Origin of the sequence: Sulfuritalea sp., assembly GCF_031426875.1 — a bacterium.
Taxonomy (GTDB): Bacteria; Pseudomonadota; Gammaproteobacteria; order Burkholderiales; family Rhodocyclaceae; genus Sulfuritalea.
In genome coordinates this window covers 20,612-33,305 of sequence record NZ_JASJPC010000063.1, presented here as the reverse complement: position 1 = coordinate 33,305, position 12,694 = coordinate 20,612, and the positions used below count along the sequence as shown (strand labels likewise).

The 12,694-nt window shown below is 66.2% G+C and carries 12 protein-coding genes and 1 CRISPR repeat array (1 of these 13 only partly in view); of the genes, 10 read left to right on the top strand and 2 right to left on the bottom strand.

Annotated elements, in window-relative coordinates; all coding sequences use genetic code 11:
* The first annotated feature begins 123 nt into the window (after positions 1-123).
* The 6 genes from RMO95_RS21990 (at position 124) to RMO95_RS21965 (ending at position 6,393) form a co-directional block, all read left to right on the top strand.
* The gene (locus tag RMO95_RS21990; RefSeq protein ID WP_310452831.1) at positions 124-1,680 is read left to right on the top strand and encodes an FAD-binding oxidoreductase; all 1,557 of its coding nucleotides are present in this window, start codon (positions 124-126) and stop codon (positions 1,678-1,680) included.
* Entirely contained in the window at positions 1,680-2,642 is a 963-nt protein-coding gene (locus RMO95_RS21985; protein ID WP_310452830.1) for a 4Fe-4S dicluster domain-containing protein, read from the top strand. The genes RMO95_RS21990 and RMO95_RS21985 overlap by 1 nt, the downstream gene beginning before the upstream one ends.
* A gap of 24 nt (positions 2,643-2,666) precedes the next feature.
* On the top strand, positions 2,667-3,878 hold the full coding sequence (locus tag RMO95_RS21980; protein ID WP_310452829.1) for an NAD(P)/FAD-dependent oxidoreductase: 1,212 nt from the start codon (positions 2,667-2,669) through the stop codon (positions 3,876-3,878).
* A 22-nt stretch (positions 3,879-3,900) separates the two neighbouring features.
* On the top strand, positions 3,901-4,203 hold the full coding sequence (locus tag RMO95_RS21975) for a hypothetical protein (RefSeq protein ID WP_310452828.1): 303 nt from the start codon (positions 3,901-3,903) through the stop codon (positions 4,201-4,203).
* Positions 4,200-5,855, top strand: a complete 1,656-nt coding sequence (locus RMO95_RS21970) for an alpha-D-glucose phosphate-specific phosphoglucomutase (protein ID WP_310452827.1) — start codon at positions 4,200-4,202, stop codon at positions 5,853-5,855. The genes RMO95_RS21975 and RMO95_RS21970 overlap by 4 nt, the downstream gene beginning before the upstream one ends.
* 142 nt (positions 5,856-5,997) lie before the next feature.
* A complete protein-coding gene (locus tag RMO95_RS21965) occupies positions 5,998-6,393 on the top strand; it encodes an endonuclease domain-containing protein (protein ID WP_310452826.1) in 396 nt (131 codons plus the stop codon).
* 104 nt (positions 6,394-6,497) lie between these two features.
* On the opposite strand, the gene RMO95_RS21960 is transcribed toward RMO95_RS21965, so the two are convergent.
* Entirely contained in the window at positions 6,498-7,778 is a 1,281-nt protein-coding gene (locus RMO95_RS21960) for an O-acetylhomoserine aminocarboxypropyltransferase/cysteine synthase family protein (RefSeq protein ID WP_310452825.1), read from the bottom strand.
* Between the two features lie 56 nt (positions 7,779-7,834).
* On the opposite strand from RMO95_RS21960, the gene RMO95_RS21955 reads away from it, so the two are divergent.
* From RMO95_RS21955 to RMO95_RS21945, 3 genes are all read left to right on the top strand, one after another.
* Complete coding sequence (locus RMO95_RS21955) at positions 7,835-8,626, top strand: hypothetical protein (protein ID WP_310452824.1); 792 nt, start codon at positions 7,835-7,837, stop codon at positions 8,624-8,626.
* A 71-nt stretch (positions 8,627-8,697) separates the two neighbouring features.
* Positions 8,698-9,018 (top strand): hypothetical protein, encoded by a 321-nt coding sequence (locus RMO95_RS21950; RefSeq protein WP_310452823.1) that lies wholly within the window; start codon positions 8,698-8,700, stop codon positions 9,016-9,018.
* A gap of 112 nt (positions 9,019-9,130) precedes the next feature.
* Positions 9,131-9,973: an HDOD domain-containing protein gene (locus RMO95_RS21945; RefSeq protein WP_310452822.1), complete on the top strand. Its 843-nt coding sequence runs from the start codon at positions 9,131-9,133 to the stop codon at positions 9,971-9,973.
* 26 nt (positions 9,974-9,999) lie between these two features.
* Here RMO95_RS21945 and RMO95_RS21940 read toward each other — a convergent pair whose 3' ends face one another.
* A complete protein-coding gene (locus RMO95_RS21940; protein WP_310452821.1) occupies positions 10,000-11,364 on the bottom strand; it encodes a TAXI family TRAP transporter solute-binding subunit in 1,365 nt (454 codons plus the stop codon).
* Between the two features lie 129 nt (positions 11,365-11,493).
* Between RMO95_RS21940 and RMO95_RS21935 the strand changes: the two genes are divergently transcribed.
* A complete protein-coding gene (locus tag RMO95_RS21935) occupies positions 11,494-12,084 on the top strand; it encodes a DUF1924 domain-containing protein (protein ID WP_310452820.1) in 591 nt (196 codons plus the stop codon).
* Between the two features lie 226 nt (positions 12,085-12,310).
* Positions 12,311-12,694: direct repeats of the CRISPR family, unit length 37 nt; unit sequence GTTGTAGCTCCCTCTCTCACCCCGGATGGCTACAATC (it continues 692 nt past the right edge of the window).

Sequence of the window (12,694 nt, the reverse complement as noted above, 5' to 3'; positions counted from 1 at the left end):
GTATCATCAACAACCAATTGAATCTGTTCGCGATTTAGCCGGACAGCAGTGATGTTTGGTACAGATGGGTTGCTGGTTTCGTACCCGGGTATTATTCGCCGCACACCCAACAGGATTCATCGATTGAAAATCCTCCCCGTTGAACCCGGCACCGTCGGCCCCTGCCCGGTCGCTCCCGATGCCTTGCAGGGCATCAAACGCCAGCAGACCAATCCGTCGCGCTGGAACGGCGCCGGCTGGCAGGCTTTCGTCGCCGACTTGCGCACTGCCGGCGTCGAACTCGCCGAAGGCAGGGCGGCCTGCGGCGCGTATGCCACCGATGCCGGCGGCACCGCTTACGGCCAGCCGCATGGCGTGGTGATCGCGCGCAGCGCCGGCGAGGTCGCGGCACTGCTCAGGACGGCGCAGGCGCATCGGGTGCCGGTCACGGTGCGGGGCGGCGGCCTGACCACGGAAGGCGAATCGGTGGCCTTCGGCGGCGTGCTGCTCGACATGACCGGCATGAGCCGGGTGCTGTCCATCGACGCGACGGCGCTGACCGTGCGCGTCGAGGCCGGCATCTACTGGCACAGCCTGGCCGAGGAATTGCGCCGCGAGAACCTCGACTACCTGTCGGCGCCGCTCAACCTGACCTCCTCGGTGGGCGGCACGCTGGGCGTCGGCGGCATCGACGTGAATTCGGCGCGGCTGGGCTGCAGCGCCGACCAGGCTATCGCGCTGCAGGTGGTGACGCCGACCGGCGAGGTCGTCGAATGTTCGGACAGCGAGAATGCGGAACTGTTCCAGCGGGTGATCCTCGGCTACGGCCAGTTCGGCGTGATCACCGAGGCGACGCTGCGCGTGCGTCCCTACACGCCGCTGTCCATGCACTATTACTACTATTCCTCGCTGCGCACCGCGATCGAGGATTTGCAGATGCTCGATCGCAACGATGCCAGCGACTACTCGGGCATCCTCACCATCATGGATTGCGCGGTGAACCTGCTGGTGGCCTTCGACTCGGACGAGCGCGAGGCGGCGTTTCGCGCCAACTGGGAATCGCGCCTGCGCGGCCACGGCGAATTCGGCTTCGCGCTGTGCATGCTCGGGCACTACGCCCTGCGCCCCTGGAAGGCGGGCGAGGCGCTCTACCTGCTGCAACGCAAGCAGGCGGTGTTTCCCGAATTCCGTCGCGCCGAATACATGCGCGAGGGCAAGATGCATGACCGCAGCGTGGTGTTCTCGCGCGCGGTCTGGAAGCACTGGGGCTCGCGCAACATGGTGATCCCCGATCTGGCGCTGGCGGCCGACAAGTTCGTCGAAGCCGTGGAGCGCGGCAACGCGGTCTGCCGCAAGTATTTCCGCCACTACACGCTGTATTGCGTCGGCATCAAGCTGCGGCCCGAGCATCGGCCACATTACGAAATGTCCTGCGTGCCGCCGAACGCGGAAGGCTGGGCCTATGGCTGCGAGTTCGAGCCGATGATCGAGGGCGAGGTCTACAGCCGCGACCATTTCCAGGCCTTCAAGAACGCGATCTACGACATCGGCGTCGATCTGGGCGCCAGCTATTACCGCTTCGGCGGCATGATGAAGGGCTATATCCGGCGCATCTTCGGCGACGCGCTGGTGGACAAGCATCTGGCCATGAAACGCCGCGCCGATCCGGCCATGATCCTCAACCGCGACGTGATTTTCTGATGTTCGCCGCCGCCCCCATCGACCATGCGCGCTGCAGCGGCTGCAGCCTGTGCCGGCTGGTGTGCCCGATGTGGCGCCAGCACCGCGATCCGCGCTTCAGCCCCGAAGGCCTGGCCAGGGCCCGGCAGTGCGGCGCCACCGCAGCCGAACTGACGGCGCCGCTGGAAGCCTGCTCGCTGTGCGGCGCCTGCGATCCCGTGTGTCCCGAAGGCATCGACCTGTCGGGCATGGTCATGGAGCTGCGGCAGCATCTGTCGCCCGCCTTGCCTTACCGGCAGGCACTGGACGCACTGCAGGCCAAGTTCGCGCTGGCGGCGGCCGCTGCCGAGGCGCCTGCGGCCGGCGCGCTGTTCCTGCCCGGCCCGACTTTGCGCGCGCAGCCCGTACTGCTGGCGCGCGTCGAGGCGCTGCTCGGCTACGCCTGCGCCGCGGACGATGGCGCCGATATTGCGCTGGCACTCGAAACCGGCGGCGAAATTTCTCCCGCGCGGCGCCGGCGCTTCCTCGACCGTCTCGATGGACGCACGCTGGCGGTCGGCGACGGCCTGCTGCTGCGCCAACTGCGCCACTGGCTGCCCGGCGCGCGGCTGCAAAGCCTGGGCGTGGCGCTGGCCAGCCTGATGCCGATTCGCCGCCGTATCGCCAGCACCGACTTTTACGTGATCGAGCCGCGCGCCTACCATGCCGACTATGAACGCCTGGTCGCCTACTACGATCGTCTGCAGGCCGAGACCGGCTGCGCGCTGAATCTCGATTTGCAGCGCATCGCGATGCCGGCGCTGACGCAGGCTCTGCCGCGCATCACCGGGCCGCTGGCCGATGCCGATCTGGCGCAGGCGCGCTGGATGCTGCAGGGGCGCCGGCCTGCGCGCATCGTGGTCGAGAGCCTCGCCGATCGCGCCGCCTTCGAGCGCGTCTGCGACATTCCGGTGCTGCACCTCGCCGAGTTGGCGCAAGATTGAAGCTGGTCCACAAGGAAACACCGCATGCGCAATGTTGATGTCGTGATCGTCGGTGCCAGCCTGGCGGCCGCCGCCGCCGCCAAGCGGCTGGTCGATGCCGGGCTGGAGACCGTAATTCTCGAGCGCAAGGAATTGCCGCGCCACAAGATCTGCAGCGGCATCCTCTCGCCGCGCGGGCATCGCTTCCTGCTGGAGAATTTCGGCCCGCTGCCGCGCGAAACCCTGCACGAGCCGACCGCCTGTCGCGGCGTGACCTTCCATTTTCCGAGCATGGTTTCCATGCCCATGGATTTCTTCCACGGCACCACGCCGCACCTGCATCGCAAGTATTCCGACCACTGGGCAATCCAGCGCAGCGGCGCCGAGGTGCACGACCAGACCTCGTTTGTCGGGCTGGAGGACCGGGGCGACCACGTGCTGGTACACGCCCGGCAGAATGGCGCGCCGGTCGAGTATCGCGCACGCCAGGTGATCGGCGCCGACGGGCCCAGTTCGCTGGTGGTGCGCGCCGTCTATCCCGACTACACGAAGCAGATCCCCTGGTTCTTCGTCGGCCAGAAGTTCCACGAGATCATCGACTGTCCGCTTTCGCCCGACTACTTCCATTTCTGGTTCCACCCCGGCCTCGGCCACTACACCTGGAGCCATGCGCGCGACGGACGGCAGATCGTCGGCGTCGGCTTCAAGCGCGGCGACAACTTCGCGAAGAAGCATCAGGTCGTCGAGCAATACCTGCGCGACAAGCACGGCGTGCTCCTCAAGCCGGCCGACGACGATCATGAAGGCTGCGCCGAGAACTTCGGGCCATCGCTGATCAACCGCTACGTCTTCGGCAAGGGCAACGTGCTGGTCACCGGGCAGGCCGCCGGCTTCCTCAACATGATCGGCGAAGGCATGAGCTGCGCCCTGCATTCGGGCGCGATTTCCGGCGAGGCGATCGTCGAGGCGCAACGGCGCAACCGGCCGGTGCAGGAGATCTACCGCAAGATGATCGCCTCCGAAGTGCGCCGTTGCAGCGACCAGTGGAACCCGCTGAAGATCGCCTTCGAGCGGCCGCACGAGGCGGACTTTCCCGAAGCGCTGATGAAACTGAGCTGGCGCGAACGCGGCCTCGTGCTGCGCGACATGTGGCGCTTCATCGTGCTGTTCAAGGAATTCAAGTGGGGCCGGCAGATCGCCAGCGCCGCCCTGCAACGCCCGCTGGTCGGCGGCTATTCGATGCAGCGCTGGCTCTAGGCCAGCAGCCTCGGGAGCCGGCATGCCGATGAAACGCAGGGCGCGGCTGCTCAAGACGCTGAACTCGCTCTTCGGCCGACGCGGCAAGCTGCCGCCCGAGCTGCAGGCCGGCAAGGACGTGATCGATGCGGTCGATGCCGGCGGGGTGCCGCTCTACCCGGCACGCATCAACCGCATCGCGCGCGAGCTCGGCCTCGAAGTCACCGCCAGCGCGCCGGTGGAACAGACCGTCGAGCGTCTGCGCGCCGCGGTCGAACGCGGGCTGGCGGCGTTCGCGGCGCAGGCCGCGGCGAACGCAAACAAGCAAACGGGAGGACGCAGATGAACATCGTCACGGTCGCCACGACGCCCTTCACCGACCAGAAGCCCGGCACCTCGGGCCTGCGCAAGAAGGTCACCGTGTTCCAGTCGCCGCATTACCTGGAGAACTTCGTCCAGGCCGTGTTCGACACCGTTCTTGACCATGCGATGGCGCCGCCAGGCAGCACGCTGGCGCTGGGCGGCGACGGGCGCTACTACAACCGCGAGGCGATCCAGGTCATCCTGCGCATGGCCGCGGCGAACGGCATGGCCCGCGTGCTGGTCGGGCAGGGCGGCATACTCTCGACACCTGCGGCGTCCTGCGTGATCCGCAAATACAAATGCCTGGGCGGCATCATCCTGTCCGCCAGCCACAACCCCGGCGGCCCCGCAGGCGATTTCGGCATCAAGTACAACACCGGCAACGGCGGGCCGGCGCCGGAGAAGATCACCGACGCGATCTACGCCCGCAGCCGCGAACTGGGCAGCTACCGCATCGTCGAAGCGCCCGACGTGCCGCTCGACCGGCCGGGAACGCATGCCCTGGGCGCGATGCAGGTCGAGGTCATCGACCCGGTCGCCGACTACGCCGAACTCATGGAATCGCTGTTCGATTTCGGTGCGATTCGCGCCCTGCTCGCCGGCGGCTTCCGTCTGTGCTTCGACGCGATGCACGCGGTGACCGGCCCCTATGCCCACGAGATACTCGAACGGCGCCTCGGCGCGCCGGCCGGTTCGGTGATCAACGGCGTGCCGCTGGCGGATTTCGGCGGCGGCCATCCCGATCCCAACCTGACTTACGCCGACCAGTTGGTCGCGATCATGTACGGCAACGATATCGCCAACCCGGCACCCGACTTCGGCGCCGCTTCCGACGGCGACGGCGACCGCAACATGATCCTCGGCCGGCATTTCTTCGTCACGCCTTCCGACAGCCTCGCCGTGATCGCGGCGAACGCCACGCTGGCGCCCGGCTATGCCCAAGGCATCGCCGGCATCGCGCGCTCGATGCCGACCAGCGCCGCGGCCGACCGCGTCGCCGAAAAACTCGGCGTGCCCTGCTTCGAAACGCCGACCGGCTGGAAGTTCTTCGGCAACCTGATGGATGCGGGCAAGGTCACGCTCTGCGGCGAGGAAAGCTTCGGCACCGGCTCCAGCCACGTGCGCGAAAAGGACGGCCTCTGGGCTGTGCTGTTCTGGCTCAACATCCTCGCCAGCCGCCGGCAATCTGTCGAGCAGGTTCTCCAGGATCATTGGGCCGTGTTCGGCCGCAATGTCTATTCGCGCCACGATTACGAGGGCCTGCCGCTCGACCTTGCCAACGGCATCATGGCGCAGGTCAAGGAGCGCTACCGCGACCTGCCGGGGCGGCGTTTCGGCGACTACACGGTGAAGTTCTGCGACGACTTCAGCTACACCGATCCGATCGACGGCAGCGTCAGCACCGGGCAGGGCCTGCGCATCGTCTTCGAGGACGGCTCGCGCATCGTCTTCCGCCTCTCCGGCACCGGCACCGAAGGTGCCACGCTGCGCCTCTACCTCGAAGCCTTCGAAGCCGACCCGGCGCGGCAGCAGGTCGACGCGCAACAGTCCCTGGCGGCGCTGATTGCGATTGCCGACGAGATCTCGCAACTCAAGGCGCGCAGCGGGCGCGAGCGGCCGACGGTGATTACCTGAAGGGGAAGAAGATGCAGTCTTTGTACCCCATCCCCTCCCCAACCCTCCCCTTGAAGGGGAGGGAGCGGGTGCGCTTCGGCCCTCGAAGGTGGCGAGACTCCTCCCCCTTCAAGGGGGAGGTCGGGAGGGGGATGGGGCTAGGATGAAAGCCCAGACAAACCACTCAATCATCGACAGTCATCTTCAGCAAAAGCTGCGGAAGAACGTGACCGACGCCGAAATCCGCTTATGGCAATGCTTGCGCGGTCGCCAGATTGCGGGATGCAAGTTTCGCCGTCAGCATCCGTTCCTGGACTACGTATTGGACTTCGTCTGCCTGGAAAAGCGGTTGGTTGTGGAAGTGGATGGCGGGCAGCATCTGGAGAATGAACGGGATCAGTTGCGCGACGGACGATTGCACGAGGCCGGTTTCCGTGTCCTGCGGTTTTGGAACAACCAGGTGCTGCAGGAGATCGACGCGGTGGTCGAGGTGATCTGGGTGGCGTTGCAGAGCGATACGCCGGTTGCTACCCCATCCCCTCCCCAACCCTCCCCTTGAAGGGGAGGGAGCAGAACCTCCTCCCCCTTGAAGGGGAGGGCGAATGTGACTCCCTCCCCTTCAAGGGGAGGGCTGGGGAGGGGATGGGGATGTGTAATCTCTCTTTAAACCGCCTCCAGCGCCTGTTCCAGATCGGCCTTGATGTCGTCGATGTGCTCGATGCCGATCGACAGGCGCACCATGTCTTCGGTGACGCCGGCCTTCGTCATCTCTTCCGCCGACAGCTGGCGGTGCGTGGTGCTGGCGGGATGGCAGGCGAGGCTCTTGGCGTCGCCGATGTTCACCAGCCGCGTGACCAGCTTCAATGCATCCTGGAAACGCCCGCCGGCCGCCATGCCGCCGCCCTGCCCATTGACGCCGAAGCTCAGGATGCCCGAGGCGCGGCCGCCCATGTACTTCCGGATCAGCGCGTGGTCGGCGTGGTCGGGCAGGCCGGCGTAATTGACCCACTTCACCTTGGCGTGGCCCTTGAGGTAGTTGGCGACGGCCAGCGTGTTCTCGCAGATGCGGTCCATGCGCAGCGCCAGGGTTTCGATGCCCTGCAGGATCAGGAAGGAATTGAAGGGCGAGATCGCCGCGCCGGTGTTCCGCAGCGGCACCACGCGGGCGCGGCCGATGAAGGCCGCGGGGCCGAGGGCTTCGGTGTAGACCACGCCGTGGTAGGACACGTCGGGTTCGTTGAGGCGCTTGAAGCGGGCCTTGTGCGTCGCCCAGGGGAACCTGCCGGAATCGACGATCACGCCGCCGATGCTGGTGCCATGGCCGCCCAGGTATTTGGTCAGCGCATGGACCACGATGTCGGCGCCGTGCTCGAAGGGGCGGCAGAGGTAGGGCGTGGGCACCGTGTTGTCCACGATCAGCGGTACGCCGGCGTCATGGGCGATCTTCGCCAGTGCGGCAAGGTCGGCCACGTTGCCCAGCGGGTTGCCGATCGACTCGCAATACAGGGCCTTGGTGCGGCCGTCGATCAGCGGCTTGAAACTTTCCGGGTTGCGATAGTCGGCGAAGCGTACCTCGATGCCGTACTGCGGCAGGGTGTGGGCGAACAGGTTGTAGGTGCCGCCGTAGAGCGTGCCGACCGAGACGATGTTGTCGCCGGCTTCGGCGATGGTCTGGATCGCGTAGGTGATTGCCGCCATGCCCGAGGCCACGCCGAGCGCCGCGATGCCGCCTTCGAGTTCCGCCATGCGCTTCTCCAGCACGTCGGTGGTCGGGTTCATGATGCGCGTGTAGATGTTGCCGGCCACCTTGAGGTCGAACAGATCGGCGCCGTGCTGGGTGTCGTCGAAAGCGTAGGATGTGGTCTGGTAGATCGGCACCGCGACGGCCTTGGTGGTCGGATCGGGGCTGTAACCGCCATGCACGGCGATGGTTTCGATTTTCATTCTCGGTCTTCCTCGGAAAGGTGGAGGGCGGCAGTATAGAGTCAGTGGGGTCCGGCATGAAACGACTTCTCTTTGCTGTGCTTATGCTGTGTTCGCTGGCCTGGGGCCAGACCCTGGAGATCATCAACCTCAAGCATCGCAGCGCCGAACAACTGCTGCCGCAACTGGCGCCTTTCGTCGAGCCGGGCGGCGCATTGAGCGGCAGGAACGACCAGTTGTTCCTGCGCGCCTCGGGCCGCAACCAGGCCGAGATCAGGAAGCTCGTCGCCGCGCTCGATACGCCGCTGCGGCGGCTGATGATCAGCGTGCGCCAGGGCGCGACGACTACCGGCGAGGCAGGCGGCGGCGGGGCCTCGGCCCGGATCGAAATCGGCGGCGACGGCGCGGCGATCGGCGGCCGCGCCCGGGTCTACCAATCCGACCGCCGCAGCCGGCGCGACACCCAGCAGCAGGTGCAGACCGTCGATGGCGGACGCGCGGCGATCCTGGTCGGCGAATCCCTGATCGTGCCCTTGCGCCAGGTGGTCATGACGCCGGCCGGCGTGGTGGTATCGGAAAGCCTGGTGCAGCGCGACCTGGGCACCGGCTTTGTCGCCGTGCCGCGCCTCAACGGCGAGCGCGTGACGCTCGAAATCAGCCCGCGCGACGACACGCCGGGCGCGCTTCCCGGTTCGGTCAATATCCAGCGCCTGGTCACCACGGTCAGCGGCCGGCTCGGCGAGTGGATCGAACTCGGCGCTTCGGCCGGCGCGCAGAGCAGCGGTTCGTCGGCGGCCACGGTTTACGGCACGCGCTCGGCGTCCCGCCAACGGCAACTCTTGCTGAAGGTGGACGAATTGCGCGATTGACGGCGCGCCACGGCGCCCGCCGCCTCGGGTAGACTCGAAGCACGATAACGAGGAATTTGGGAGCTTCGCTTATGGCTGAACGCAGCATTTGCATGTCCACCCTGGCCGCGACGCCGGGCCAGCGTCTGGCGCTGCCCGTGCGCCGCGCCGATGGCGAGGTGTTGCTGCCGGCCGGCACCGAACTGGAAGTCGAGCACCTGCGGCACCTGATCCAGCGCGGCATCGACTGCATCCACGTGGCACAGGAAGAAACCCGCGATGCGGAGCAGATCGAACGCGACATCGCCGCTGCCGCGGCCCGCGTCGCCCACCTGTTCCGCGGCCCCGGCAGCGCCGCCCGCGAAGAACTCGCGGCGAGCATCGCCGACTATAGGCGGCGCGCGGCGTCATGAGCGTCCCCTGCCGGGCCGTCCCAAAGGGGGCGCAGCCAAGCTACGGAGTCGCGCAGCGGCGAACCACCGTCACCCCCTGCCTTTGCCAGACGGCCGGGGGGAGGGCAGTCCCATGAACCTGCGCCTGTCCCTCGACCAGGTTCTGGCGCAGGCAGCGAAGCTGCCGGCGCTGCCGCAGATCGTGGCGCAGATCATCGACATGCTGGGCGACGAGGAAGCCAGCGTCGAATCCCTGAGCACGCATATCGTCAGCGATCCGGCCATCGTGGCGCGTCTGCTGGCGGCCGCCAATGCCGGCGCGCTGGGCACCGGCGGGCGGATCACCTCGGTGCGCCAGGCGATCATGCTGCTCGGCGTCGGCCGCGTGCGCGACATCACGCTGGCCACCGCCATCATCGACCGCTACAAGGCGGCGCCGCCTTTCGATGCCCATCGCCTCTGGCTGCATAGCGTCGGCGTCGCCGTCTGCGCGCAGGAAGTGGCGCGCATTGCCGGGCTGGACCCCGATATCGCCTACACCGCCGGGCTGCTGCACGACATCGGGCAACTGCTGCTGTTCGCCGTCAATTCGGCTGCCTACGGCCAGATGCTGACGCTGAAGGCCGAGCGCGACATGGACATCGTCGAGGCCGAGCGCGAGTACCTGGGGCTCGATCACGCCCATGTCGGCGGCGAGCTGGCGCGACTGTGGAAATTGCCCGAAGCCGTCGCCGACGCGATTGCCGCCCATCATGTCTCGGACCAGCACGAGCCGGAAAGCGAACTGGCCGATGTCGTGCATGTGGCCGAGGTGCTCAGTTACGCGCTCGACCTGGGGGGCTTCGACGACGCCAGGGTGCCGAATCTGTCGGTCCTCTCCTGCGCGCGCATGGGCATCGACTGGCGCAGCTTCGCCGACCATTTCCCGCGCATCGAAGCGCGCTTCGTCACCGCCCGCATCACGCTCGGTCTGTAGTCGGCGCCAGCCGAGTTTGGCCGACCTTACGCCGGCGTGTCGGTCTGGTCGGGTGGGAGATGCGCGAGCAGGCTCTGGCGCACGAAGTTGATGTGGCCGCGCAAACCGTAGAACAGGTCGCCGAAGGAGGCCGGAATCACGATGCGGTTGACCGCGGTCTCGATGTGGTCGAGCTGGCGCAGCAGCTCCCCGCGCCGCGCCGCATCCATCGGCGGCTTGAAGGCCTCGCGCTCCAGTTCCAGCAGCACCTGGTACCAGCGATAGATGCGCGATTCGATGCGCCAGCGGTAGATCATGGGCGCGAACTTGAGGGCCGGCAGGAGCAGCAGCACGACCGGAACCAGGAAGGCCAGCACGCGCGCGATCAGGCTTGCCAGCCAGAAGGGGAAGGTGCCGTAGAGGAAGCTCTTGCCCGACGCGTAATAGCGCGTGGCATCGGCGCTGATGCGGAAGTCGCCCTCCTGCGCCGCCGGAAACTCGCCGCGCTTGCGGAGCAGGCCGGCCGAGCCATGGACTTCGCGCGCCGCTTCCAGCAGCAGATCCGACAGCGCCGGGTGCAGCGATTCGCGCGCCACCAGTTGCACCGTCGGGCCGACCAGGTACACGTCCTCGGGCGGCAGGTCCTGCCCCAGGTCGAGGCCGCCGCGCGGCAGCAGGAGCTTGTTGAGAACCTTGACGCGGCGCACATAGGCATCGGTCTGGACGAAGCTGAACAGGCGCACGCTGCCGTCGCGTATCAGCTTGCGCATCACGCTGCTGGCGGTCGAATCGCCCATCAGGAACACCGCATCGACGCGCCCTTCGCGCAATTCCTTGCCCGGGTCGTCGAAATCGGTCTCGTCGAGGATGGTGTCGGCGCCGGGAACAATGCCGTTGGCCTTGAGCAGCGCCAGCGCCAGGGCATGCGGACCGCTGCCGGCGGGGCCGACGTTGAGGCGCTTGCCCTTGAACTGGGACAGCAGCTCGCGCTTCTCGCCGCGATAGAAGACCATCAGCGGCTGGTAGGACACGCTGCCGAGCGACATCAACTGGTCGAAGTCCTTGTCGCCGGCCGCGCCGCCGAGCACGAAACCGATATCGACGCCGGCCTTGGCGTCCGCCAGCCGCCGCAGGTTTTCCGGCGAGCCGTCGGAAGGCAGGATCTTCAGCTTGACGCCTTCGCGGGCGAGGATCTTCTGGTATTTCTCGGCGGTGCGATGGAAGGTGCTGCCGGCCGGGCCGCTGCTGATCGTCAGGCTGCGCGGCGCCGCGGTGTTGAGGAACAGGAAGGCGCCGGCGCTGACGGCGAGGCAGACGATCAGGATCGACCCGACCGAGATCACCAGGCCGCGCCCGAACAGCACATTGAGGCGTCCCCAGGCCCTGGTCAGCAGGATTTTCGGCGATGTCATCGGGCGTTGCGCGGTTTCACAAGAAGTTCGAGAGGCATTCTACCTTCGACTTGGAAAGCACCCGAATGCCGCCGCGCGGGCCTTGCTCGAACCGATCAACGCCGTGTCGCCAGCGCCGACTCTCGCACGGTGGCGGCCATTCGTCTGGCGCAGGATGGCACCGCGTTTGTTGATGGTGGTCAAGCTGCGATGCGGCCCGAAGGTATGAAATGGATCGTTCGCACGATAACGCAATCCATCGACCTGGGAGGCCCTATGAAAAATTCATACCTTTTGGCGGCATTGGCTGGCTTGTTCGCCCTTCCGCTTCATGCAGAAGGCAATCTTTCCGCGAAGCAGTCCGCGGTCATGAACAAACTCCTGGCGACCTATGCCGCACAGGCAAAGATCGAGGTCAAAGAAGAGAAGGGGCGGGGGACGGTCTCGGACCAGCCCTTCACGGCAGAGGCCGGGCGGAAGTTCTACCTCGTCCGGCGCACCTGGCAATCGGGCGACTTCACCTGCTCCGGTTGTCATACCGAAGATCCGCGGAAAGAAGGCAAACACATCCAGACCAAGCTGCCCATCAAGCCGCTGGCGCCTTCGGCAAATCCCGAACGTTTCACCGATGCCCAGAAAGTGGAAGCGAACTTCACCGCGCACTGCATGGACCTCCATGAACGGGATTGCCGCGCCTTCGAAAAAGGCAATTTCATAAGCTACCTGATGTCCGTGAAATAGCTGTCGGGTAGCGCCGGATGTGGCGCGAAGGATTTGCGTCCGCTCGCGGCTGCCGATCGTCAGGCTGCGCGGCGCTGCGGCGTCGAGGAACAGGAAGGCGCCGGCGGGGATCGAATCAGTAATATTTGGCCCGAAATTCGAGCGGCCATACTCTTGCTGACCTTGCGAAGCAAGAACTTCATTCCGAGTGGGTGTGCAGGTTTTTTGCGCACCCACTCGGAATGAAGTTGTAGCTCCCTCTCTCACCCCGGATGGCTACAATCATCGACGCACTGCAACCCAATGCGCCGGGCGTTGTAGCTCCCTCTCTCACCCCGGATGGCTACAATCCATAGGCGGCATCGTTGTCGATCAACCAGGGTTGTAGCTCCCTCTCTCACCCCGGATGGCTACAATCGCCAACAAGTCGCGCGCCTACGAACTGGGCGTTGTAGCTCCCTCTCTCACCCCGGATGGCTACAATCCCCAACTGTCTTCACGCCGTTGCTCTTTAAGTTGTAGCTCCCTCTCTCACCCCGGATGGCTACAATCCGCATGTGTGGTCGCTATGCCCAATACACGGTTGTAGCTCCCTCTCTCACCCCGGATGGCTACAATCAGACACTGGGCG

Coding starts and splice junctions, on each gene's coding strand:
- RMO95_RS21985 (WP_310452830.1), top strand. CDS start 1,680: ATGTTCGCCGCCGCCCCCATCGACCATGCGCGCTGCAGCGGCTGCAGC.
- RMO95_RS21980 (WP_310452829.1), top strand. CDS start 2,667: ATGCGCAATGTTGATGTCGTGATCGTCGGTGCCAGCCTGGCGGCCGCC.
- RMO95_RS21975 (WP_310452828.1), top strand. CDS start 3,901: ATGCCGATGAAACGCAGGGCGCGGCTGCTCAAGACGCTGAACTCGCTC.
- RMO95_RS21970 (WP_310452827.1), top strand. CDS start 4,200: ATGAACATCGTCACGGTCGCCACGACGCCCTTCACCGACCAGAAGCCC.
- RMO95_RS21965 (WP_310452826.1), top strand. CDS start 5,998: ATGAAAGCCCAGACAAACCACTCAATCATCGACAGTCATCTTCAGCAA.
- RMO95_RS21960 (WP_310452825.1), bottom strand. CDS start 7,778: ATGAAAATCGAAACCATCGCCGTGCATGGCGGTTACAGCCCCGATCCG.
- RMO95_RS21955 (WP_310452824.1), top strand. CDS start 7,835: ATGAAACGACTTCTCTTTGCTGTGCTTATGCTGTGTTCGCTGGCCTGG.
- RMO95_RS21950 (WP_310452823.1), top strand. CDS start 8,698: ATGGCTGAACGCAGCATTTGCATGTCCACCCTGGCCGCGACGCCGGGC.
- RMO95_RS21945 (WP_310452822.1), top strand. CDS start 9,131: ATGAACCTGCGCCTGTCCCTCGACCAGGTTCTGGCGCAGGCAGCGAAG.
- RMO95_RS21940 (WP_310452821.1), bottom strand. CDS start 11,364: ATGACATCGCCGAAAATCCTGCTGACCAGGGCCTGGGGACGCCTCAAT.